This is a genomic window from Mesorhizobium sp. WSM4814 (assembly GCF_055811595.1).
This window is the reverse complement of record NZ_JBVVQT010000002.1, coordinates 376,745-399,490: the sequence shown is the minus strand read 5'-3', so window position 1 is coordinate 399,490 and position 22,746 is coordinate 376,745. Positions and strand designations below refer to the sequence as shown.

At 62.2% G+C, this 22,746-nt stretch carries 23 protein-coding genes and 1 pseudogene; 12 read left to right on the top strand and 12 right to left on the bottom strand.

Annotated features, from left to right (window positions below):
* Positions 1 to 56: 56 nt before the first annotated feature.
* Together AC0L2V_RS05220 and AC0L2V_RS05215 are read right to left on the bottom strand one after the other, a co-directional pair.
* Complete coding sequence (locus AC0L2V_RS05220) at positions 57 to 986, bottom strand: glutaminase (RefSeq protein WP_473519609.1); 930 nt, start codon at positions 984 to 986, stop codon at positions 57 to 59.
* A gap of 4 nt (positions 987 to 990) precedes the next feature.
* Positions 991 to 2,139, bottom strand: coding sequence for a pyridoxal phosphate-dependent aminotransferase (locus AC0L2V_RS05215; protein ID WP_473519608.1), 1,149 nt, complete (start codon positions 2,137 to 2,139; stop codon positions 991 to 993).
* 207 nt (positions 2,140 to 2,346) lie between these two features.
* Between AC0L2V_RS05215 and AC0L2V_RS05210 the strand changes: the two genes are divergently transcribed.
* The 6 genes from AC0L2V_RS05210 to aat all read left to right on the top strand — a co-directional run bounded on the left by AC0L2V_RS05210 (position 2,347) and on the right by aat (position 7,901).
* Positions 2,347 to 3,741, top strand: coding sequence for a M48 family metalloprotease (locus AC0L2V_RS05210; protein WP_473495172.1), 1,395 nt, complete (start codon positions 2,347 to 2,349; stop codon positions 3,739 to 3,741).
* Positions 3,742 to 3,859: 118 nt separating this feature from the next.
* On the top strand, positions 3,860 to 4,663 hold the full coding sequence (locus AC0L2V_RS05205; protein WP_473507583.1) for a DsbA family protein: 804 nt from the start codon (positions 3,860 to 3,862) through the stop codon (positions 4,661 to 4,663).
* A gap of 308 nt (positions 4,664 to 4,971) precedes the next feature.
* Entirely contained in the window at positions 4,972 to 5,406 is a 435-nt protein-coding gene (aroQ, locus tag AC0L2V_RS05200) for a type II 3-dehydroquinate dehydratase (RefSeq protein ID WP_031254564.1), read from the top strand.
* Positions 5,407 to 5,432: 26 nt separating this feature from the next.
* A complete protein-coding gene (gene accB, locus AC0L2V_RS05195) occupies positions 5,433 to 5,891 on the top strand; it encodes an acetyl-CoA carboxylase biotin carboxyl carrier protein (protein WP_023798158.1) in 459 nt (152 codons plus the stop codon).
* A 19-nt stretch (positions 5,892 to 5,910) separates the two neighbouring features.
* Positions 5,911 to 7,254 (top strand): acetyl-CoA carboxylase biotin carboxylase subunit, encoded by a 1,344-nt coding sequence (gene accC / locus AC0L2V_RS05190; RefSeq protein ID WP_473519607.1) that lies wholly within the window; start codon positions 5,911 to 5,913, stop codon positions 7,252 to 7,254.
* A gap of 29 nt (positions 7,255 to 7,283) precedes the next feature.
* Positions 7,284 to 7,901 (top strand): leucyl/phenylalanyl-tRNA--protein transferase, encoded by a 618-nt coding sequence (aat, locus tag AC0L2V_RS05185; protein ID WP_473507581.1) that lies wholly within the window; start codon positions 7,284 to 7,286, stop codon positions 7,899 to 7,901.
* Positions 7,902 to 7,926: 25 nt separating this feature from the next.
* On the opposite strand, the gene AC0L2V_RS05180 is transcribed toward aat, so the two are convergent.
* The 3 genes from AC0L2V_RS05180 to AC0L2V_RS05170 all read right to left on the bottom strand — a co-directional run bounded on the left by AC0L2V_RS05180 (position 7,927) and on the right by AC0L2V_RS05170 (position 9,779).
* A complete protein-coding gene (locus tag AC0L2V_RS05180; RefSeq protein WP_473507580.1) occupies positions 7,927 to 8,295 on the bottom strand; it encodes a hypothetical protein in 369 nt (122 codons plus the stop codon).
* Positions 8,296 to 8,412: 117 nt separating this feature from the next.
* The gene (locus AC0L2V_RS05175) at positions 8,413 to 8,820 is read right to left on the bottom strand and encodes a DUF2155 domain-containing protein (protein WP_473507736.1); all 408 of its coding nucleotides are present in this window, start codon (positions 8,818 to 8,820) and stop codon (positions 8,413 to 8,415) included.
* Positions 8,821 to 9,380: 560 nt separating this feature from the next.
* The gene (locus AC0L2V_RS05170) at positions 9,381 to 9,779 is read right to left on the bottom strand and encodes an NADH:ubiquinone oxidoreductase subunit NDUFA12 (RefSeq protein ID WP_419696923.1); all 399 of its coding nucleotides are present in this window, start codon (positions 9,777 to 9,779) and stop codon (positions 9,381 to 9,383) included.
* A 248-nt stretch (positions 9,780 to 10,027) separates the two neighbouring features.
* Here AC0L2V_RS05170 and panB point away from each other — a divergent pair, with 248 nt between their 5' ends.
* Both panB and panC read left to right on the top strand, forming a co-directional pair.
* Positions 10,028 to 10,870 carry a 3-methyl-2-oxobutanoate hydroxymethyltransferase gene (panB, locus tag AC0L2V_RS05165; RefSeq protein ID WP_473507579.1) on the top strand — a complete coding sequence of 281 codons (843 nt, stop codon included), beginning with the start codon at positions 10,028 to 10,030 and terminating at the stop codon, positions 10,868 to 10,870.
* Positions 10,871 to 10,899: 29 nt separating this feature from the next.
* Positions 10,900 to 11,751, top strand: coding sequence for a pantoate--beta-alanine ligase (gene panC, locus AC0L2V_RS05160; protein ID WP_473519606.1), 852 nt, complete (start codon positions 10,900 to 10,902; stop codon positions 11,749 to 11,751).
* A 135-nt stretch (positions 11,752 to 11,886) separates the two neighbouring features.
* Here panC and AC0L2V_RS05155 read toward each other — a convergent pair whose 3' ends face one another.
* From AC0L2V_RS05155 to AC0L2V_RS05135, 5 genes are all read right to left on the bottom strand, one after another.
* Positions 11,887 to 12,339: a phasin gene (locus AC0L2V_RS05155; protein ID WP_473507577.1), complete on the bottom strand. Its 453-nt coding sequence runs from the start codon at positions 12,337 to 12,339 to the stop codon at positions 11,887 to 11,889.
* A 256-nt stretch (positions 12,340 to 12,595) separates the two neighbouring features.
* A complete protein-coding gene (locus AC0L2V_RS05150; protein WP_473507735.1) occupies positions 12,596 to 13,084 on the bottom strand; it encodes a GNAT family N-acetyltransferase in 489 nt (162 codons plus the stop codon).
* Between the two features lie 4 nt (positions 13,085 to 13,088).
* On the bottom strand, positions 13,089 to 14,588 hold the full coding sequence (gene gatB, locus AC0L2V_RS05145) for an Asp-tRNA(Asn)/Glu-tRNA(Gln) amidotransferase subunit GatB (RefSeq protein ID WP_023798169.1): 1,500 nt from the start codon (positions 14,586 to 14,588) through the stop codon (positions 13,089 to 13,091).
* A 345-nt stretch (positions 14,589 to 14,933) separates the two neighbouring features.
* Positions 14,934 to 15,365: a CBS domain-containing protein gene (locus AC0L2V_RS05140; RefSeq protein ID WP_023798170.1), complete on the bottom strand. Its 432-nt coding sequence runs from the start codon at positions 15,363 to 15,365 to the stop codon at positions 14,934 to 14,936.
* Positions 15,366 to 15,467: 102 nt separating this feature from the next.
* Positions 15,468 to 16,226: a rhomboid family intramembrane serine protease gene (locus AC0L2V_RS05135; RefSeq protein ID WP_473507575.1), complete on the bottom strand. Its 759-nt coding sequence runs from the start codon at positions 16,224 to 16,226 to the stop codon at positions 15,468 to 15,470.
* Positions 16,227 to 16,647: 421 nt separating this feature from the next.
* Between AC0L2V_RS05135 and AC0L2V_RS05130 the strand changes: the two genes are divergently transcribed.
* From AC0L2V_RS05130 to AC0L2V_RS05120, 3 genes are all read left to right on the top strand, one after another.
* A complete protein-coding gene (locus AC0L2V_RS05130) occupies positions 16,648 to 17,286 on the top strand; it encodes a PAS domain-containing protein (protein ID WP_091591271.1) in 639 nt (212 codons plus the stop codon).
* Positions 17,287 to 17,403: 117 nt separating this feature from the next.
* Entirely contained in the window at positions 17,404 to 18,021 is a 618-nt protein-coding gene (locus AC0L2V_RS05125) for a PilZ domain-containing protein (protein WP_027154470.1), read from the top strand.
* 267 nt (positions 18,022 to 18,288) lie between these two features.
* Positions 18,289 to 18,897, top strand: a complete 609-nt coding sequence (locus tag AC0L2V_RS05120) for a transglutaminase-like cysteine peptidase (protein ID WP_202362905.1) — start codon at positions 18,289 to 18,291, stop codon at positions 18,895 to 18,897.
* A gap of 234 nt (positions 18,898 to 19,131) precedes the next feature.
* Here the strand turns inward: AC0L2V_RS05120 and AC0L2V_RS05115 are convergent.
* Positions 19,132 to 19,296, bottom strand: a pseudogene (locus tag AC0L2V_RS05115) (SAM-dependent methyltransferase); the annotation flags it as partial.
* 630 nt (positions 19,297 to 19,926) lie between these two features.
* Here AC0L2V_RS05115 and AC0L2V_RS05110 point away from each other — a divergent pair.
* Positions 19,927 to 20,343 carry a hypothetical protein gene (locus tag AC0L2V_RS05110; RefSeq protein ID WP_473507574.1) on the top strand — a complete coding sequence of 139 codons (417 nt, stop codon included), beginning with the start codon at positions 19,927 to 19,929 and terminating at the stop codon, positions 20,341 to 20,343.
* A 152-nt stretch (positions 20,344 to 20,495) separates the two neighbouring features.
* On the opposite strand, the gene AC0L2V_RS05105 is transcribed toward AC0L2V_RS05110, so the two are convergent.
* The gene (locus AC0L2V_RS05105; protein WP_473519605.1) at positions 20,496 to 22,613 is read right to left on the bottom strand and encodes a hypothetical protein; all 2,118 of its coding nucleotides are present in this window, start codon (positions 22,611 to 22,613) and stop codon (positions 20,496 to 20,498) included.
* Positions 22,614 to 22,746: the final 133 nt, after the last annotated feature.

Here is a 22,746-nt window from a genome sequence, read left to right as displayed (position 1 = left end):
TCCCGCGCTGTCCCATCGACAGCGCGGGATTATTCTTGTCTGAAGCCGGCCAATCTCTATGGCGCGAAAACCGACCAGTTCATCATCTTCGCCAGCCTTTCCAGCGCAATCGACCCCAGCCTGGAATTGCCGTTGGCGTTGAGGCCGGGCGACCAGACGGCGAGCGAGGCCACGCCCGGCACGATTGCTAAAATGCCGCCGCCGACGCCGCTCTTGCCCGGGATGCCGACGCGGAAGGCGAAATCGCCTGAGCCGTCATAGTGGCCGCAGGTCAGCATCATCGCGCCGATGCGGCGCGCGCGCTCGGCCGACACCACGGAATGGCCAGTCGCCGGGTTCTTGCCGCCACTGGCGAGGAAGCGGCCGGCCAGGGCAAGTTGCCGGCAGCTCATCGCGATGGCGCAATGGTGGAAATAGACGCCCAGCGCCAGATCCGGCGCGTGGCTGAGATTGCCGAAGGATTTCATGTAGTTGGCGAGCGCCAAATTGCGAAAACCGGTGGCTCGTTCCGAAGCCGCGACCTCGCGGTCGATGATGATGGTCTCGTCGTCGGCCAGGAACTGGATGAAGCGCAGGATCTCGCCGATCGCCTCGCGCGGCTGGTGGCCGGCGAGCAGAATGTCGGAAATGACGATGGCGCCGGCATTGATGAACGGATTGCGCGGAATGCCGTTCTCGTGCTCGAGCTGGACGATCGAGTTGAACGGGTTGCCCGAAGGCTCGCGCCCGACACGCTGCCACAACGCGTCGCCGACATTGCCAAGCGCCAGTGTCAGCGTGAACACCTTCGAAATGCTCTGGATCGAAAACGGCTCATCGGCGTCGCCCGCCATCAGCACGCGACCGTCATTGGTCACCGCGGCAATGCCGAACTTTTTCGGATCGACCTTGCCGAGCTGCGGAATGTAGGTCGCGACGTTGCCGCGATCGGTGCGCTCGGCCATTTCGGCGGCAATCTCGGTCAAAGCCTGCTCGAGGTCCGGCATCACGCTATCTCAGCCAGCGCTCGATGCGCATCATCGCCTCGACCATCTCGTCGTGGCTGCCGGCGTAGGAAAAGCGCATGGCTCGATGGCCTTGAAGCGGATCGAAATCGCGGCCGGGCGTCGCCGCCACATGCGCCTCGGCCAGCATCTTGCGCGCGAAGGCCATGCTGTCGTTGGTGTGCCTGGTGACATCGCAGAAGGCGTAGAACGCCCCGTCCATCGGTGCCGCCAGGGTAAAGCCGAGTTCGGGCAGGCGTTGCATCAAAAGCTCGCGATTGCCCGCGTAGCGCGCCTTCACAGCCTCCAATTCCGCGGTTGCCTTGAACGCCTCGATCGCGGCGATCTGGGACAGTTCGGGCGGTGAGATGTAGAGACTCTGGGCGATGCGCTCGACCGGCCGCACCAAGGGTTCCGGCAGCACCATCCAGCCGATGCGCCAACCGGTCATGCAGTAGTATTTCGAGAAGGAATTGATCACCGTCACGTCAGGGCCGCAGGCAAGTGCTGTGCTGTCCGGCGCAGCGTAAGCCAGCCGATGGTAGATCTCGTCGGAGATCACGGCGATGCCGAGCTCTTGTGCCGTCGTCACCAGCGCCGACAGCTCGTCGGCGGGGATAATCGCCCCGGTCGGATTGGCCGGGCTGGCAAACAACACGCCCTTCAGCGTCTTTTCGCGATGCGCAGCCTTCAGATGCTCGGCGTGGAGATAGGCATCACCGTCGAGCTCGATCTCGACGATCTCGATGCCGAGCGCGGCCATGATGTTGCGATAGGCCGGATAACCGGGTGCGGCGATGGCGACACGGTCGCCTGGATCGAACATCGCCAGAAATGCCAGGTTGAAGGCGGCCGACGATCCGGTGGTGACGGCGATCCGGCCGGGTGAAACGGCCAGCCCGTAGTGGTCGGCATAATGCTGCGCGATAGCCTCGCGCAGGCCCGCAAGACCCAATGCGTCGGTGTAGCCGATGCGCCCCATCTTCAATGCGTTCGTCGCCGCTTGCCTGACTCCGGCCGGCGCCGGATCGGACGGCTGGCCAACGGCCATGGAAACGACCGGCACGCCCGTGGCCTTCAGCCGATTCGCTTCCGCCAGAACGTCCATGGCGTGGAACGGCTCGACGTGGCCGCGACGCGAAAGCGATACAACCATTTGACCTCATTTCCTTGTTCGCCCTTGGGTCCGCCCTTTGGGTCAGCCCTTTGAGATCGCCCATCGGCCGGCGCTTGCCGGCTGCCGGCGCCGAGCTTTGGCGTCCCGCGCCGCACAAATGCCCGATTGATGTGAGGTTCACAAGTTCAGTAAAGTTTCAGTGCCGACTTTTCATCCTTCACCCGCTCGTCTACCAGTGGACCTGCCATGTTGAGCCGACCCAAATCGACGATAGCCAGGGCAGCACGCGCCTTCGCGACGCTTTCGCTTGCCGCGACGGTCGCTGTGACCGGCACCGTCAGCGCTTTTGCGCAAAATGTGCCGGTGGTGCGCGATGCCGAGATCGAGGCGCTGGTGCGCGCCTATGCGCGGCCGATCTTCAGGGCCGCGGGCCTGCCGGAAGACGGCGTCGACATCGTGCTGGTCAACGACCAGAGTTTCAACGCCTTCGTTGCCGGGTCCCGCCTGTTCATCAACACCGGCGCCCTGATGTCGGCGGAGACGCCCAACGAGATCATTGGCGTCATCGCCCATGAAGCCGGCCATATCGCCGGTGGCCACCAGCAAAAATTGCGCAACCAGCTCGAACGCGCCAAGACGATGGCCATCATCGCGACGCTGCTTGGCGCCGGTGCCATGGTTGCCGGCGCCACCAGCAAAAGCCGGGGCCTGGCCGGCGCCGGCATGGGGGTTGCAGCTGGCGGCGGCGAGATGGCGCAGCGCAGCATCCTCGCTTATCAGCGCACCGAAGAGATGACCGCCGACCGCTCGGCGATAACCTATCTCAATGCCACCGGCCAGTCCGGCCTGGGCATGCTGAAGACCTTCGGCCGCTTTCAGAGCGCACTTTCGCTGTCGGGGGCGCAGGTCGACCCCTACCGGATCAGCCATCCGCTGCCGCGCGAACGCATTGCCAACCTCGAAGTCCTGGTCAAAAAAAGCCCCTACGTCGAAAAGGTCGATCCGCCGGCGCTGCAGCAGCGGCACGACATGATGCGCATCAAGATCGCTGCCTATATGGGAGGTCAGGCCGCCGCATCGCGGCTGATGCGCAAGATGCCGGGAAGCCTCGCCTCGCAATATGGCGACGCGCAGACGAGCTTCCTTTTCGGCAATCTGGCCGGGGCGCTTGCCAAGACCAACGCGCTGATCAAGGCACAGCCGAAGAACCCCTATTTCCAGGAATTGCGCGGCGACATCCTGATGAAGGCGAACAAACCGAAGGCTGCCGCGGAAGCCTATGCCAAGGCGGTCAGCCTCGACCCAGCGCGATCCGGGCTGCTGCCGGTTTCCTACGGCCAGGCGCTGATGGCAGTCGGCACGCCCGATTCCCTGGAGAAAGCGGTGGTGCAGATCAACAAGGGTCTCGCGCGCGACCGAGAAAACGCCGTCGGTTACCGCCATCTTGCGCAGGCCTATGGCGAGCTTGGCAACATTCCGGCCGCCGACCTTGCGACCGCCGAAGGCCATTTCTATTCTGGCGCCTACAAGGATGCCAAGATCTTCGCAATGCGCGCGCAGATGAAAATGAAGCGTGGCGAGCCGGGCTGGATCCGCGCGCAGGACATCATAAACTACGCACCATCAGGCAAGAAAAAGTGAACCTTCCGGCCGTGCGCGGCGACAAGTAGTTGGACCAATCGGGTAGTCGAACCAATCGGGTAGTCGGGCCAATCGGGTCGGACAACCCGGCCGGAAACCAGGCAAGAGGATCAGGATGATGAAGAAGGCAATTCTGCTGGGCACCACGGGCGTGGCGGTCGCTCTCGCCATGCTGGGTTTCGGGTTCGTGACCGGAAGTCCGCAGACGGCAAAGGCCGATGCCGCGCAGATCGCCCAGGCAGCCTCCGCCGACACCAAGATCGACCGGGCTGAAGTCGAAGGCATCATCCGCGACTATCTGCTGAAGAACCCGGAAGTGCTGCTGGAAGCTCAGGAGGCGCTCGAGGCCAAGCAGAAGGAGGCGCAGCGCGTCGCCAGTCTCGACGTCATCAAGGATGCCAAGGACCAGATCTTCAACTCGGCCTTCGACGGCGTCGTCGGCAATCCGAACGGCAAGGTCACCATCGTCGAATTCTACGACTACAATTGCGGCTACTGCAAACGCGCCATGGAGGACATGCAGACGCTGACGACAGCCGATCCGGATCTGCGCTTCGTGCTCAAGGAGTTCCCGATCCTCGGCCCGGATTCGCAGAAGGCAAGCGTCGTCTCGATGGCCTTCCACCTGATGATGCCGGAGAAATACGGCGAGTTCCACAACGCGTTGCTCGGCGCCCAGGGACGCGCCACCGAAGCGGCGGCCATCAAGGTAGCGCTTTCGCTCGGCGCCGACGAAGCGACGCTGCGCGAGAAGATGAAGGATCCGTCGATCGCCGAGGCCCTCTCCAAGACCTATGATCTTGCCAACAAGCTGGCCATCACCGGAACGCCCTCCTATGTGGTCGGCAACGAGGTGGTGTTCGGTGCGCTCGGCCAGGACGTGCTGGCGAAGAAGATCGAAGCGGCCAAGGCCGCACTCTGATCGGCGGCTGGCTTTCTGCGCATGCCATTTTCCGCCTGTTGTGGACAGCGAAAGAACCCACTTGCGCTCTTTTCGCAGGCGTCTAAGCCCATTATAGAGGCCCAGTGCGCCGACTGATGCCGGCGCTGATGTGGTGGATTTGAAGTTCCTGCTGCTTTGGTGGCGTCAGTGTTCAGGAACTTTAAATCCACCACATCAGAAATGTATAAATTGCCAGTGTGGCTTTGAAGCCGAAATTCGTTCAAAGCGCTGCTCTAAGGTATTGCGAATTTCGGATTCGAAACCACACCGGGAAAAGGTCGGAATTTTTGAAAACGGTTTTCGTCCTGAACGGTCCCAACCTCAACGCGCTCGGCAAACGCGAGCCCGGCATCTATGGCGGCAAGACGCTGGCCGCGATCGCCGACGATTGCAAGCAGGCAGGTGCGGCACTTGGGCTCGAGATCGATTTCCGTCAGTCGAACCATGAGGGCGACCTCGTCGACTGGATACAGGAAGCCGCCGACAAGGCTGTCGGCATCGTCATCAATCCGGGCGCCTACAGCCACACCTCGATCGCCATTCACGACGCCATCCGCTCCGTCGCGCCATTGCCCGTCGCCGAAGTTCATCTTTCCAACATCCATGCGCGGGAATCATTCCGCCACGTCTCCATGGTCTCGCCGGTCGCCGTCGGCGTGATCTGCGGGTTCGGGCCGCTCGGCTACACACTGGCGCTGCAGGCGCTGGCCGCACGCCTATGACCGGCCAACAAACAGAAGGCTCGAAAATGTCGATAAAAAAGAATGGTGTTGACCAGCAGCTTATCCGCGATCTGGCGGGCATACTGAACGACACCAACCTCACCGAGATCGAGGTCGAGCTGGGCGACTTGAAGGTGCGCGTGTCGCGACAGGCGCCGGCCGTCCATGCGGTCGCCGCAGCGCAGCCCGCCTATGCGCCGCCGGCAGCGCAGCCGGCTGGCGCAGCCGCCCCGGCAGCGGCCGACGTGTCCAAGAACGCAGTGGCCTCGCCGATGGTCGGCACCGCCTACCTGGCGCCATCGCCCGACGCCAAGGCGTTCATCGAAGTCGGCCAACAGGTCAAGGAAGGCCAGACGCTGCTGATCATCGAGGCGATGAAGACGATGAACCAGATCCCCTCGCCGCGTGCCGGAACGGTGACGGCGATACTGTTCGAGGATGCGCAGCCGGTCGAATATGGCATGCCGCTCGTCGTGATCGAGTAGAGCCGGGAACAGCCGAAAAATGTTCCAGAAAATCCTCATCGCCAATCGCGGCGAAATCGCTCTGAGGGTGCTGCGCGCTTGCAAGGAGCTCGGCATCCAGACGGTGGTGGTGCATTCCACCGCCGACGCCGACGCCATGCATGTGCGGCTCGCCGACGAGAGCGTCTGCATCGGCCCACCGCCGTCGCGCGACAGCTATCTCAACATCCACCAGATCGTCGCGGCGTGCGAGATCACCGGCGCCGACGCGGTGCATCCGGGCTACGGATTCCTGTCGGAGAATGCCAAATTCGCCGATATCCTCGCCGCGCACAACATCACGTTCATCGGCCCGTCCGGCGATCACATCCGCATCATGGGCGACAAGATCGAGGCCAAGCGCACCGCAAAGCGCCTTGGCATTCCGGTGGTGCCCGGCTCCGACGGGGCGGTCACCGAGGAAAAGGAAGCCAGACGCATCGCCGCCGAGATCGGCTACCCCGTGATCATCAAGGCGTCGGCCGGCGGCGGCGGACGCGGCATGAAGGTGGCGCGCAGCGAATCCGATCTTGTGGTCGCACTGCAGACGGCGCGCTCGGAAGCCGGTGCCGCTTTCGGCGACGACGCCGTCTACATCGAGAAGTATCTCGAAAAGCCGCGCCACATCGAGGTCCAGGTGTTCGGCGACGGTGCCGGCCGCGGCGTGCATTTCGGCGAACGCGACTGTTCGCTGCAGCGCCGCCACCAGAAAGTCTGGGAAGAGGCTCCCTCGCCGGCGCTCAATGCCGAGGAGCGCGCGCATATCGGCGGCGTCTGTGCCAAGGCGATTGCCGATCTCGGCTACTCCGGCGCCGGCACCATCGAATTCCTCTATGAGAACGGCGAGTTCTATTTCATCGAGATGAACACGCGCCTGCAGGTCGAGCATCCGGTGACGGAGGCAATCACCGGCATCGACCTCGTGCACGAGCAGATCCGCGTCGCCTCGGGCGGCGGGCTTTCCATGCGCCAGGAAGAGATCCGATTTCAGGGCCACGCCATCGAATGCCGCATCAATGCCGAGGATCCGCGCACCTTCACCCCCTCGCCCGGCACGATCACCCACTTCCACACGCCGGGTGGCCTCGGCATCCGTGTCGATTCCGGCGTCTATTCCGGCTACAAGATCCCGCCTTACTACGACAGTTTGATCGGCAAGCTGATCGTGCACGGCCGCAATCGCGTCGAATGCATGATGCGGCTGCGGCGGGCGCTCGACGAATTCGTCGTCGACGGCATCAAGACGACGCTGCCGCTGTTTCGCGATCTCGTCGGCAATGCCGATATCGCCAATGGCGAGTATGACATCCACTGGCTGGAAAAATATCTGGCCGATGAGGATTAGGACGTGAACTTATAGAATATAATGACGCGATGACCCGTCCCTACGCGCCAGGCTATCGCATCCCGACCGACCTGTTGCTCAAGGCCTACGCCTCGGGGGTCTTTCCGATGGCCGAAAGCGCCACCGATCCGGAAGTGTTCTGGGTGCGGCCGGAGACGCGCGGCATCATCCCGCTGGACGGATTTCACACGCCCAAAAGCCTGAGGAAGGCGATCCGGAAAAACCTGTTCGATATCCGTTTCGATTTTGATTTCGAGGCGACCATCGACGGCTGCGCCGAGAGGCGCGAGGAACGCCGGTCGACCTGGATCAATGCGCCGATCCGCGAGGCCTATGTCGAACTGCATCGGATGGGCCATTGCCATTCGGTCGAAGCCTGGCGCGAGGGTCGGCTGGTTGGCGGCCTCTACGGCGTGTCTCTTGGCCGGGTGTTCTTCGGCGAAAGCATGTTCGCCAGGGAAACGGACGCGTCGAAGGTCTGCCTGGTGCACCTGGTCGAACGCCTGAAGGAACGGCGCTTTTCGTTGCTCGACACGCAGTTCACCACCGAGCACCTCAAACGCTTCGGCGCGGTCGACGTGCCAAGGGGCAAGTATGAAAAGATGCTGGCTGACGCGCTGAAGGGCGAAGCGGTGTTTTTCCCATGATCTGAGCCAAAGGTCGGGTTTTTGGTCAGGTTTTTGCGGCAGGCTCAAGCGGCGTCTGCGCGTGGAACATCATCTTCCAGCCATTGACGCGATGGACATAGCCGGTGCTGACCAGCGCCGCATAAGGCTCGCCATTCTCGCGCGTGGCATGGGCCTCGTAGGTCAGAATGACAATGTCGCTGCCCGGCTCGATGATGCCCTTGAGGTCGATGACGAGATCGCGCCAGCGATTTGGGTCCGTCGCGGTTTCGGCCAGATCGGTGTTGCTCATCGTTTGCGCCATCTGTGGGAAAGCCACCAGGCATTTGGTGTCGGCATTGGCTTTGAAATAGGCAGCGTCGCCGGTCCAGAACCCTTTTTCGAGATCGAGGAGTTCGTTCTTGTTGGCCATCATGGGAACATCTCCGTAACGCCAGCCATGACCAACGCACGGAGAATAAGGCGGTTCCGGAAGGGTCAGTAGGGATCCCGAAGAGGCGATCCCGCACGCCAGGGATTATAACTGGCTTGGCTAATTGGTTTTGGCCGCGTCGGGTGCCGGCACTTCCGACTTCTGCTTGCAGCCCTTCAGCCAGACGTCGTAGACGGCGTGCTCGACGGCGTTGAGGCCGGGGCTTTCGGCAAACATCCAGCCGGTGAAGATACGGCGGATCTTGCGATCCAGCGTGATCTCGTCGACCTCGACGAAAGAATCGGTCTTCGGCTCTTCGGTTTGCGGCTGCGAATAGCAGATGCGCGGCGTCACCTGCAAAGCGCCGAACTGCACCGTCTCGTCGATATAGACATCGAAGGTGATGATGCGGCCGGTGATCTTGTCGATGCCGGCGAATTCGGCGACAGGATTGGTGATGCGTTGTGGCGCCGCTGGTGCCGCCGGCGCCACTGTCGCATCCGGTTCCATTGTCGCATCCGGTTCCATTGGCGCATCCGGGTCCACTGGCGCCTCAAATTCCGTCGGCGCCCCCGGGTCCACTGGCGCCTCAAATTCCGTCGGCGCCCCCGGGTCCACTGGCGCCTCAAGCGTCTGAGCGGCGGCGATGCTAAAAGCCGCAAAAGCGGTGGCGGCCACCGTCAGTCCGCCTATCGAGATTCGGCTGAAAATGCTCATGTAGGGATCCGGTGGTTTGCGCCCGGGGTGATTCTGTCGCGCCCCAAGGCTAGTCGCTGCTGTCAGATCGACAAGCTGCTAAACGCCAATTGTGGCGATAAAGGATCGATCCGCCCATGGCGAGCGGTTAGAGACCGTTTGGAAACTCTACTCTGGCGGCCATCTGACGGCGCTTTCTGCGCTTCCGGTGCTTCGGACCAGCGCATGACCCCGGAAACCGATTTCGGTTTCCGGAAAAGATCATGCGCCAACCAAAGTGTTAGAGCGTCCCTTGCGGGTCCAATGGACGCGCGGCGCTCTAATGTCCGCTCCGCGCCGGTTCTCGAAACCACCACCATATGACTCGCCAGAGCGAATTTCAAAACAGTCTCTTACGACCCCGGCGTCCAGGCGTCGTAATCGCCGGTCACCTGCGGGCGGTGCTGATTGCTGAGTATGGAGCCCTTGGGGCGATAGGCCGCGGCACTTCCGGTGAGGTTCGGCTGATGCGGCTTCTGCCAGTCGCGTGGCTTGTAGTTGTCGCTCGTCGGCGGGACATCGACGCGGTGATGCATCCAGCCATGCCAGCCGGGCGGAATCATCGAGGCTTCCGAATAGTCGCGATAGATGACCCAGCGGCGGGTGCGGCCTTCCGAATCGACACCACCCTCGTAGTAGACGTTGCCGGCCTCGTCCTGCCCGACTTTCTTGCCATGCCGCCAGGTGTGAAAGCGCGTGCCCAGCGTCTGGCTGTTCCACCAGGTGAAAAACTGCAGAAGGAAAGTCTTCATCCAAAATCCTCGCGGCAAGTCCTCGTGGCGGCAGCGGTGGCGCCTGTTTCCTGCTTATGGCGTCAGGCCATCGCCAAGGCAAGGGTTTTGCCGCATGAGCCGTGCAAATGGCCGTCGGAAAACCGACGCACCGTGGCAAGCCTTTCGCGTCCTGTCGAGGCATGCCTTGCCAAGACTGCCTGGTCTTTCTAAAGCTCAGCGCGCCGCATGCAGGTACCCAGCCTGATTGACGGTTGAGGGAGGGAATGATGGCCCCAGACGCATCCGGCGCCGATCCGCGGATCAGTGCCAGCTCCATTCGCCTGCGCAAGGGCGGCGAGCCGATCGTCTGCCTCACCGCCTATACCTATCCCATCGCTCGCCTGCTCGACGATCATGTCGACCTGCTTCTGGTCGGCGACAGCGTGGCCATGGTTCTCCATGGCCACATGACCACGCTGGGCGCCTCGCTGGAGATGATGATCGCCCACGGACAAGCGGTGATGCGAGGGTCAGCCAAGGCCTGCGTGGTGGTCGACATGCCGGCCGGAAGCTATGAGGCAACGGCGCGCCAAGCCGTCGCCTCGGCGCGGCGGATTGTCGGCGAAACCGGTTGCCAGGCCGTCAAGCTGGAGGGTGGCGTGACAGTTGCCCGACAGATTGCGGCGATTGTCGCTGCCGGCATTCCGGTCATGGGACATATCGGCTTGCAGCCGCAATCGGTGGAAAGCGACGGCGGCTACAGGATCAAGGGCCGGACCGACGAGAATGTGGCTGCGCTTTATCGCGACGCCGAAGCGGTCGAAAAAGCCGGCGCGTTTTCGGTGGTCATCGAAGGCACCGTCGAGACCGTCGCCGCCGACCTCACCCGGCACATTTCCATTCCAACCATCGGCATTGGCGCCAGCGGCGACTGCGACGGCCAGATCCTAGTCATCGACGACATGGTCGGCCTGACCGTCGACCGGGTGCCGAAATTCGTCAAGCAATATGCCGACCTGCGCAGCGTCATATCGCAAGCGGCAGCCAGCTATGCAGCGGAGGTGCGCAGCCGGACATTCCCCGGCCCGAGCCACGTTTTTTCGGCCGCAGCCGACAAGGGCGAAGCATGAGCGGGGCGAAGCATGAGCCGGGGCGAAGCATGAGCCGGCCTCTCGTCGTCGACAGCGTCGCCGCCCTTCGCGCGCAAATCCGCGACTGGCGTCGCGATGGCGTTAGCCTTGCCATGGTGCCGACCATGGGTGCGCTGCATGACGGCCATATCTCGCTGATCAGGATCGCGCTGGAGAAGGCCGATCGCTGCGTTGTCTCGATCTTCGTCAACCCAACCCAGTTCGCGCCGAGCGAAGACCTCGACAAATATCCGCGCCAGCTCGGCCGCGACCTCGCTCGGCTGGCCGAGGCCGGCGCACAACTTGCCTTCACCCCTGGTGTGGCGCAGATGTACCCGGCCGGCTTCGCCACCAAGATCTCGGTCGGCGGGCCAGCCGCCGGGCTGGAATCGGATTTCCGGCCGACCTTCTTCGACGGCGTCGCAACCGTCGTGGCAAAGCTCTTCCTGCAGGCGTCGCCCGACTGCGCGGTCTTTGGCGAAAAGGATTATCAGCAGCTTTGCGTCGTCAGGCAGCTCTGCAGCGATCTTGATCTGCCGGTGGACATCATCGGCGCGCCAACAATACGCGACGCGCATGGGCTCGCCATGTCGTCACGCAACGCCTATCTCGGCGAAACCGAGCTCGCGGTGGCGCGCCAGCTCAACGCCATCTTGCGCCGAACGGCGGCGGCACTCGCGGCAGGCGCGGATGAAGGCAGTGCGACCGCCGAGGCCAGCCGCGCGCTGGTCGAGGCCGGCTTCGACAAAGTCGACTATGTCGCGGCGCGCGAGAGCCTGACGCTCGCCCCGTGGCGGCCAAACCGCGACGGACGCCTGCTCGCAGCCGCCTGGCTGGGCAAGACCCGGCTGATCGACAATGTGGAAGTTCCCTCCGCCTGAAGCGCGTGCCGTTTGGATGGATTCATGCGACGCGCTTCAAGTTGTTGCTTTGATGCATGTCGTTATTGCAAAACCGCTTCGCACCCTCGGTTCAAGCCCGAGGGCGTGCTTTTTGCGCGACATGCCTTAGGCCAATCAGGCGACCTTGAGATCCTTCATCGCCTTCTCGTAGACATCCTTGATCGGCTTGGATACGTCTTCGGCGGCTTTCGTCGCCGCCGCCTGAAGCTCCTTGCTCTGCTCGACGGTCTTTTCCACCTGCTTGCGCAAGAAGTCTGTCTGCAGTTCGACGAACTCGGAGGGCGATTTCACGGCAACCAGGGCTTCGAGGTGAGAAAAGCTGGCCTCAACATTTGCGCGCAAAGCGGCGATCGTCTTCAGCGACAGCTCATTGCTGGCGGTCTTGGCTGTTTCGAAGGATGACTCAAGAGCCTTCTGGGTCGCCTCGGCGCCGGTCGCCAATTTCGATAAGGCTTCTTTCGATTGCTCGACGCCCTTTTCGGCGACGGCGCGGAACTGATCGGTTACCTCGGTCCGGACTTCTGCATTCTCAACGTTTTCAGCAGTTTTATCAGCGGTCTTGGTCATAGTTTCCATCCTTTGCGGTGGGCGACCTTTGTAGAAAGGCCGTCTCGTTCATCTAGAACCTGACGTTACGGCATCTGCAGTGCATTGCAATATTTTTGTGCGTCGCACCATGCTTTTTTGCCCCAGCGTTAGCCACTGGTGAATTTCGACCTTCGGGCGTGTTTTTTGCGGACCGCGATTCCGCAATTCAGCCCGCAACCGACCGGCGCAGCCCCGTAAAAACGCAACTGACTGCGACCTGTCAGGCCAGGCAAATCTATTCGATCGCCTTTTCCAAAATCAGCGCCGGCAGCCCTGAGCCACCGCCACAGTCAGCAGTGTTCCCGGCCGGCAAAAACCCTTTCGAGCGATAGAAGGCGACGGCGGGAGCATTTGCCTCTTCCACTTCGACACGCAGCGTCCGCGCTTCGGGAAAGCTGGCCTCGACCTCTTCCAGCAGCGCCTGGCCGATCCCTTGCCTCTGGCAGGCCGGATGAACGTAGAGCTGGTTCAGCATGACGATCCTCGCATCCGTGGTGGCTGCGGCGAACGCCATCCCGCCAATGCGGTTGCCATCGTCTGCGACCAGGAATTCGGAGTTCGGCCGTGTCAGCCGCGCCTTGAGCGAGGCGATGGAATGCCATTCATCTGTTATCTCAGCGACTTTGGCAGCACCATAGATGGCGTCGTAGGTGGCGTGCCACGTTTCGACCAGCAGCGCCCGGACCGAGGCAAGATCGCGCTCGCCAGCGGTGCGAACGAACATCATCCTATTCGATCCCGAGCTTGGCCTTGACGAGGTCGTTGACGGCCTGCGGGTTGGCCTTGCCGCCAGTCGCCTTCATCACCTGGCCGACGAACCAGCCGGCCATGCTCGGCTTGGCGCGCGCCTGCTCGACCTTGTCGGGATTGGCTGATATCACCTCGTCGACCGCCTTTTCGATGGCGCCGGTGTCGGTGACCTGTTTCATGCCGCGGCTTTCGACCAGTTGGCGCGGATCGCCGCCTTCGTTCCAGACGATCTCGAACAGATCCTTGGCGATCTTGCCGGAGATGGTGCCCTCTTTTATCAGATCGATGACCGCGCCGAGCTGATCGGGCGAAACCGGAGCATTTTCAATACCCTTGCCGGCTCGGTTCAAAGCACCGAGCAGATCGTTGATGACCCAGTTGGCGGCAAGCTTGCCGTCGCGACCGGCGGCCACCTTCTCGAAATAGTCGGCGACCGCCTTTTCCGACACCAGGATCGAAGCGTCGTAGGTCGACAGGCCGAGCGAGGAGATCAGCCGCGCCTTCTTGGCGTCGGGCAGTTCAGGCAGATCCTTTGCCAGCGCATCGACATAGGCCTGGTCGAATTCCAGCGGCAGAAGGTCTGGATCCGGGAAATAGCGGTAGTCGTGCGCTTCTTCCTTGGAACGCATCGAGCGCGTCTCGCCCTTGTTGGGATCGAACAGCCGCGTTTCCTGGTCGATCTTGCCGCCGTCCTCTAGGATGGCGATCTGGCGGCGCGCCTCGTAGTCGATGGCCTGGCCGATGAAACGGATCGAGTTGACGTTCTTGATCTCGCAGCGCGTGCCGAATTCGCCGCCGGGCCGGCGCACCGAGACGTTGACATCGGCGCGCAGCGAGCCTTCGTCCATATTGCCGTCGCAAGTGCCGAGGTATCGCACGATGGTGCGCAGCTTGGTGACATAGGCCTTGGCCTCGTCGGCGGATCGCATGTCGGGCTTGGAGACGATCTCCATCAGCGCCACGCCGGAGCGGTTGAGGTCGACATAGGACATCGTCGCATGCTGGTCGTGCATCGACTTGCCGGCATCCTGCTCCAGATGCAGGCGCTCGATGCCGACCTCGATGTCCTCGAACTCGCCCTGCCGGTCGGGCCCGACGGAGACGATCACCTTGCCCTCGCCGACGATCGGCTGCTTGAACTGTGAAATCTGATAGCCCTGCGGCAGATCGGGATAAAAATAGTTTTTCCGGTCGAAGACCGATTTGTGGTTGATCTCGGCCTTCAGCCCGAGGCCGGTGCGGATCGCCTGCTTGACGCATTCCTCGTTGATGACCGGCAGCATGCCCGGCATCGCCGCATCGACGAGGCTGACATTGGCGTTGGGCGGCGCACCGAAAGCCGTCGAGGCGCCGGAGAACAGTTTTGCTTGCGAGGTCACCTGCGCATGGACCTCGAGGCCGATGATGATCTCCCAGTCGCCGGTGGCGCCTGATATCAGGCGCTTGGCGTCGGGTGTGCGGGTGTCGATGAGGGTCATGGTGGCCTGCGCGTTATCGGTGACGGAATTCACGTGAATTCGACGTTTAAAGTGAAGTCATCCGCTAATGCAAACCGCAAAAGGAGACAAGCGTGAAGCCGCAGGCTGGTAGGGGCAACCGTTATTGGAAACGTTTGCGCTGCCCCTCACCTGCCTGCCGGCATCCTCTCCCCGTGTAGTGACGGGGAGAGGGGCGCCCGCATCAACGATTTCGCCAATCTCCATTGTAGCAAGAAAAGCCGCCAAGGCTGCGGCCGGCCCCTTCTCCCCCGTCACTATACGGGGAGAAGTGCCCGGCAGGGCGATGAGGGGCGGCGCCGACTTCGACAAAACTTGCTGGCGATCTCACGCCGTCGCGATATAGGCCCTGATCTCCGCGGCCTCGCGCTCGACATCCTCGATGCGCCGCTTGACCACGTCGCCGATCGACACGATGCCGTCGAGCAGGCCGTCCTTTTCCACCGGCAGATGGCGGAAACGGCCACTGGTCATGATCTCCATGACCTCGTTGACGGTGTGGTTCTCATTGCAGATCTTCACCTTGGGGGTCATCGCCGAACGCACCGCGATATCCAATGCGGCGGCCCCTTCCCGGGCGAGGACCCGCACGACGTCGCGCTCGGAAAGGATGCCGACGATCTTGTGATCACCATTGGTGATGACCAGCGCACCGATCCTGTGCTCGGCCAGGATGCGAATGGCCTCGCTCAGTTTTTCGTTCGGCCCGAGCGTCAACACGTCGTGGCCCTTCTGCTCGAGAATTGCCTTAACAGTCATGGCGTCCTCCTCAGTTTACCTTGCCGGTTCCTGCCCTGACCGGCTTTCCCTAGTGCCAGACATCGTGCGCCGCGATCGATTGGTTTTCAAGTGCGGCGAGGCTCAGGCCCTGAACTCGCCCGCCTGCTGCCGCCGATCAAAAGCCCGCAGGCCGAAGAAGCCGGCGACGAAACCGCCAATATGAGCCTCCCAGGCGATCTGGCTGTCGATGCCGGGCGCGAAGGCAACGAGGCCGGTGGCGAGATTGATCACCATCCAGATGGCAAGAAAAGTCACAACGCCGCGCGAGCGGAACACCGCCGCCATCGGCAGCGGCGCGCCGGCGAAGGCGGCTTTGCCGGACGAGCGGTCGGTGCGGAAGCCGAAGCGCGCGGCGGCCCCCATCATGCCGGAAATCGCCCCCGACGCGCCGACCAGCGGCGCCTCGCCGAGCGGATGCACGGCCCAGAACAGCACCACCGCCGCCAGCCCCGTCGCGGCGAAGAACAGGCTGAAACGAAGCGCGCCGAAGCGGTTCGCCAGTGGTGAGCCGAAAGCCGCCAGCCACACCATGTTGACGGCCAGATGAGCAAAGCCACCATGCAGGAAGGCATAGGTGAAGGGCCGGGAAAACAGGAACCAGTCGAAGCCATATTGGCCAGTATAAAGAACTGGAATGAAGGCCGCATCGTACAACAATGTCAGCAGCTGGCTTTGGCTAAGCACGTACTCCTGCATGAGATAGAGGACGACGCAGATGCCGATCACCGCCAGCACAACGGGCGGCATGTTGAACACCGGCTCGCGGCGCGGCTCCGGCTCATGGCCGACAGGTCCGCCCTCGCCCTGTTCGATTTCCGAGGGGCTTGCTGGTTCGCTCATATGGCTCGCACTCAGTCGCTGGTTTCGACTTCGCGAGCATGTAGATCACGGTCACCCGATTCACAAAGGGGCGAATCGCCCCACGCAAATCAAAACGGCGCGAATCAAAATTGGCGCGAATCAAAAAGAAGCCGTCCAAGGTTGCCCTTGAACGGCTGGTCGAGCCCCCATGCTCCCCCAAACTCTTGACTGAAATGCTGCCGATCGCTGCGAAACGACCGCTTCTGGAGTGGTTTTAACGTGCCACGGGCCTGGGCGGAGCGCAACGTAAACCAATTGTTAACCTTAACGGCCCCGACCCGTGAACAAGTGTTAACGATGCTGGCACGCATCCTGCTCCGCAACGCATGTAGGTCCTCGGAGGGCGCCCTTCTGTTCACCGATGGGACATCAGACGACAGATTGCGCGGAGCAGCATAACATGAACCAGAACGGATCCATCACGCTGTTCCATTATTGGAACCGGCTGCGTGACGGGCGCCCTGCCCCGAAGCGTTCGGAAGTCGAGCCGGCCGATATCAAGTCGCTGCTGGCCGACACATTCATCCTGGAAAAAGATACGCGCGGCGAAGCGGTATTCCGGCTCGCCGGCACCAGGCTTTGCGCGGTCTATGGCCGTGAACTCAAGGGGTTTTCCTTTCCCTCGCTTTGGCGCGAGAAGGACCAGCGGCTTATCTCGAAACTGATCCAGGGCGTCTTCGATCAGAAATCCGTCGTGCTCATCACCTATGAAGGTTTCAGCCGCACCGACCGTTCCAGCAAGTTCGAGCTGCTCGCCCTGCCGCTCGACGGCGGGGTCGACAATCCGCGCTGCCTCGGCGTGATAAGCGCCGCTGAAAAACCCTTCTGGCTGGGCGCGGATCCAATCGCCGACGCCCTGATCGATTCGATCCGTCTCGTCGATCCGGAGAAGGAACCGAAATTCCTCAAGAACCGGCCGGCCATCGATGTTCCCTCGCTTGTCCCGTCGGAACTCGATCCGTCCCAGACGATTTCGGCGCTCGGCCAGGCACGCCGCATCCGTCATCTGGTCGTATTCGACGGCGGGCGCGGGGAATAATCCAAAATCCTAAAGTAGCGGCGTCAGGCTTTCCCCTTTGTTAACCCGCTTCGCTGTAGCTTTCCGGCGAAGTTTCTCGCATCAACGCGCGGAATGCCAAACAGGGTGTAGGCAGTCATGAGGTCAGCGGCGGTCGACACCGCGCCGTCCCAAGCTGAAAGGCGCAACTTTCAGCGCGTCCGCGTGAAGATCTATGGACGCTTCATGCTGGAGGATCGCACCGAACATCCGTGCCAGGTGGTCGACATGTCGCCGGGCAATGTAGCGCTTCGCACCGAGCGCATCGGCATGCCGGGCGAGAAAGTCATCGCCTATATCGATCACATCGGCCGCATCGAAGGCGTCGTCACCCGCATCCTGCAGGACGGTTTCGCGATGACGGTCATCGCGTCGGAACGCAAGAAGGACAAGCTTGCAGCGCAATTGACCTGGCTTGCCAACAAGCACGAGCTCGATCTGCCGGAAGACCGCCGCCACGAACGCGTGGCGCCGCGCAATCCGACCAGCGTGCTTCAGCTCGGCGACGGGCGCCAGTACCAGTGCCGCATCATCGACCTGTCGCTTTCGGGCGCCGCGGTCGAGATCGACGTCAAGCCGGCAATCGGCATCCAGGTCATGCTGGGCACCATGCGCGGCCAGGTGGTGCGCCATTTCGAGGACGGCATCGCCATCGAGTTCGCGGTCATCCAGCGGCCGGAAACGCTCGATTCCGAATTCAACGCATCCGGCACCTGACAAACAGCGCACATTCCCGCAATCGACCGGCCCATTTCGGCCGGTTTTTTGTTGGAACGCCGGTCAACGCAGCCTGCCACCGATGCCGCGCCAAGGCGCCCGCGCCGCGCCGATGTGATCCCGGCGAAAACCACCTCAACAATTTTATACTGAAATGATTCAAATTTTATGTTTATTCTATGGGCGTTTTACTTAATGTCTACTTCGAGCCTTTGCGTCGAATAAATCCAATCGTGTCATTGTCTCCTCAAACGGGGAGACTGGACGATGAAGAAGACGAGGGGCAAGCTGTTGCTCTTGGCAATGGCGACGCAGCTTACCGCCTGGGGGACAGCGTATGCAGCGGGACCTGCCTTCATGCACACCGGCAGCCGCACCACACAGCCGGTCGGCCATTACGAGTTCTGCCAGAAGATCCCGCAGGAATGCAGTCAGCGGACGCCGAAGCAGGCGCCGATCGAGCTGACCCGCAAGCTGTGGGCGAAGATCGTCAGCATCAACAATTCGGTCAACAGCAGGATCGCGCCGCGCACCGATATGGAACTGTGGGGCAAGGAAGAGGTCTGGTCCTATTCCAACAGCGAATTCGGCGACTGCGAGGATTATGCGCTGGAAAAGCGCCGCGCGTTGATGAACATCGGCGTTCCGGCCGGCGACCTGCTGATGACGGTTGCGCGCCAGCCGAACGGAGACGGCCACGCGGTGCTGACCGTGCGCACCAGCCTCGGAGAGTTCATCCTCGACAATCTCGAAACCAGGGTGCTGTCCTGGACCAACACCGACTACACCTATCTGAAGCGCCAATCGAGCCAGAATTCGGGCGCCTGGGTAACGATCAACGACGGCCGCTCCGGCGCGGTTGCCAGCGTCCGCTAAGGACGCGACGCAAAAACCCGGTCGAGCCCCACTCCCCGTCCCCAACGACCGGGTTTAGGAGCCGGCCCCGTCCCCGGGCCGGCTCCACTTTTTTGAAGCGGCACGCTGTCCCGGAAGCGCCGCGCGTTTTTGCGCGACATGCATTTGCGACGGCCGCGCCAGATAGCGTCCGCACTCTAAAGCGCGTCGCGTTTGAGCGGCCTCATGCGACGCGCTTTAGGTCGTTGTTTCGCATTAGGGGCGAGCCTCCAGCACCATGTTGAACGGCGTCTCGGCGGCGCGACGGAAGCGCTTGAAGCCACCGCCGGTCACCACCTTGCGCAACCTCGCCTCGCCGGCCTGGGCGCCAAGCCCAAGCCAGACTTCCTGCGACAGAGAGGCGGGCGTGCACACGAATGTGGGCATTCTTCCGGGCCTCTATTTGCCGGCCTCGTTTTCCGGATCGACGCGGAAATCGGGGGACAATACCGGCAATCGCCGATGAGGCGGCCGGCCTCGCAGACCATCTCATCAAAAGGCGAGTCGGCTAGTTGTAGAGACGCTTGCAGTTCTCTAACGCTGCACCTCAGAATGTCAGCGACGTGGTCAGATCGTGGCCTCCCCGCCCGCCGGTAGCCGGGACGACGCACGTACCGCGTACAGCGTCCTTGATACACCGGATTGATCCCCTAGTTACCCTCCGTGGGCGGTTAGTCGCGAGGTTTGCCTGGGGGCGGCGGCGGTTGCGCCTTTCTGACTGCATGGCGCGGAAAGACGGTTCGACCGACGCACTTTATGGAGGTGGTCGTGCGTCAATCCTCTGAATCCAGCTGGGCATATTTCGTATTCGTTTGCTCGATCGCGGTAGCTTGCGCGGGAGCTACCGCCGGCGGCGAGCGCGGCGGAGGCAAAAGCGGTGGCAACCATGGTGGCGGAGGCAATAGCGCTGCCAGCCAGGGTGGCGGAGGCAATAGCGCTGCCAGCCACCACGGTGAAGGCCGCAAAGACGGCGCGCACAAAGGACCCAGCGGCTCCAGCAGCAGGTCACCGGTGGATGACGATGGGACCAGCACCACTGCAACGGCGGCAGTTGCGGCAACCACGGCCGCCACTGCCGTCAGTGTCGCCCGGTCCGCAAGTGGACGGTCGCTCGACCTTCCGTCCAGCCTTCAGCCTCCTGGTGACGTCGACAGTCCAGCAACGGTCAGTCCAATCAAGGCGCTGCCGGGCGTCCCGGATGAAGTCGTTCGCGCCTGCCGTGATGCGATCGAGTCGGCCGCCGCCCCGTTTGGCGCGACCAGTGTGCGCGTCAGCAGCGCAGGTTCCATACTTCGGTTGAGCCCGGATACGATCTCAGCTCCCGTCGAGGTCAGCATCGACTATGGACGGCAAGGCAACGTGGAGACGCGGCAGGCGCCGATCAAATGCGAATTGAATGCTACAGGCAGTGTGATCGGGCTGACATAGCGTATCGCGCAGAACTACTCGCCGACGAGAGCAGAATGAATTCGAATGGTGTGATTCGATTCATCCTAGTCTACTCTCGCAATACACACGTGTCGCAATGATCTCAAAGAGCTTGGGCCTTCAACAGGAGGACCGCGCAGTCGTCTTGGAAGTCACTCCAATGTCGCCTGTCTTGGCCTGAGGGGATAGGGAAGTGTGAGAGAACGCACCCCCGCAATCCGCGCCGGGTCGCGAGCCTTGCTGCGTGCAATCTTCTGGCTGACAGCCTTCACCCCGCCGGCAGCGGCGGCTGCGCGGCCAGCGCGCCGCTTCAGCGGCGGCTCAATCTTGGCGCTGCGACGCTCAGCCCTGAGCCTGTCATTGTCCGCGCGCGCGGCGGCCAGGTCGCGGGAAAGAGAAACAGTGACGTCACGTTGCTTGTCCAAAGCCTCCTTCAGCTTAGCGACCTGTAGCAAAAGTGCTCGGGCGGCGTCGCGCTCGAGGCGAGCTTTATCGAGGTCCTCATGGGTCGAAACTGCCGCAGCGCGTTCTCGTGCCAGAGCATGCGCCGTCTCGGTTGCAGTCTGCTCCACTCGTTCTCTCGCTGCGACTGCTCTGGCTCGTTCCTGTTCAGCCGCGTCGCGCTCGATGCGAGTTTTTTTCAGCTCCTCCCCCGTCGAGACTGCTGCAGCGCGTTCTCTTGCCAGAGCCTGCGATGTCTCGGTTGCAGTCTGCTCGGCACGCTTTCTCGCTGAGACTGCCCTGGCTCGTTCCTGTTCAGCCGCGTCGCGCTCGAGGCGAGCTTTTTTCAGCTCCTCACGCGTCGACGCTGCTGCCGCCTGTTGTCGCGCCAGCGCCCGCTCCGTCTCGGCTGCCGTCTGCTCCACTCGTTCTCTCGCTGTGACGGCACCGGTCAATTCCTGCTCAGCCGCGTCCGCGCGCTCCATGAGCGCAGCATTGGACAGTTTCACTTTGGAGAGCTCGCCACGAAGTTCGTCTGACTTTCGGCGGTCGTCATCGAGCATTCCGCTCGCTTGCGCCAGCGAAGCCTTGGCCTTGGCGCGATCCTCGGCGGCCTCGGTCTCAAGCCGCTCAATTTGCGCCTGCGCTCGCGATAGATCGCGCGCCACCCATTCGGCTCGCTGACGCTCCAGGTGAGCAGCGGGCATCTCCGTAAAGACATAGTTGGTGGCCTCGCTCAGCATCGTGCGGGCATCTCCCGCAAGGCGCCGCAATGCGTCAGCTGTACGGGCTGCCGCGAGCTCGTTGCGCAATTGCTCCTGGCGTACGTTGGCAGCGGCTGCCATGCTTGTCCTCAGCGCGTCGATCTCCTTGCGCGATTCGAGCAGCGCTCGCTGCAGAGCGGCGCTCCTGGCGCGCTCACCTTCCGCCGCCCGGCGCTCCTGGCCGTCCAATTCCTTCGCTGCGGCTGCCTGAGCACCAGCTGCTCCGACTTGCGCCCGGGCAGCCGTGAGATCCGGGCTGAGCAATTCGACACTCGTGCGCTCGTCTCCCTGGGCTGGCCCACGCACATCTAATGCAGCACTCGCCGGAAGCTCGATGGGTCGCGAAGGATTGGCGTTGCCCTGGACCCGCGAAATGGCGGGGGCGCTTTCGACCCAGTTTTGTCTCGTCATCGCATAGCTAAGCGGCACGGCCAGACAGATTGCGGCGACGCCAAAGCGGGGCACAAGACCGACCGGCCTGCGAACCCGAGGACGTGAGGCCATCGCTGTGGTGGGGTCAGGATCCTTCGCGAGGGCGAGTTGTGTCGGCATACGGCTCAGGGCCCTGACTGGACTAGTTAGGGCGGCAAGATCAGCCGCCACCTGCCTATGGACATAGCCAGCGATTTCCCTGATCGATGTCGCAAGTCGGCCGGGTTGCGCTATGTTCGTCGCGGAAGCGAAAGCGTTGGTCTGGGTCACAGACGAACTCTCGCAAGCTTCGGAGATCACGTCGAAATACTCGATTTGCACCCCGAACCGAAGGCTATTGGCATCCTGACGCCGAATACCCAGGTCTGCCGTGTCTGAGGGCACGGCAACCTGAGAAGAAGAAGCAGGCTCGGTTGCAAGGTCGACCGGGCTTTCCCAATCCCAAGAAACCTCCTCCTCCTCGGGGAGGTCAGATCCGCGTTCGCTCACATCTGATTTGAGGCGACGCCGTTGCACCCCGATAAGGATACGCCTTAGCACAAGATATAGGCCCATCGAGGCAAATGCTGCTATCCCGCCCAGGACGGCGAGATCTGCGCTGTTTGCGTAAATTTCGGCAAGATGATTTGGCATTGCCGTGCCTGTGCGGTTTTGGGTGTAATCTTAAGATCGTGAAGCGTTGTTGGCCCCTCGCCTTGGTGCTGGCTAAAGTCTTTGGTCGCGTTCGAAGCTGTCACTTGCTTCGAGGTCCCTCCAGTGCTCGAAT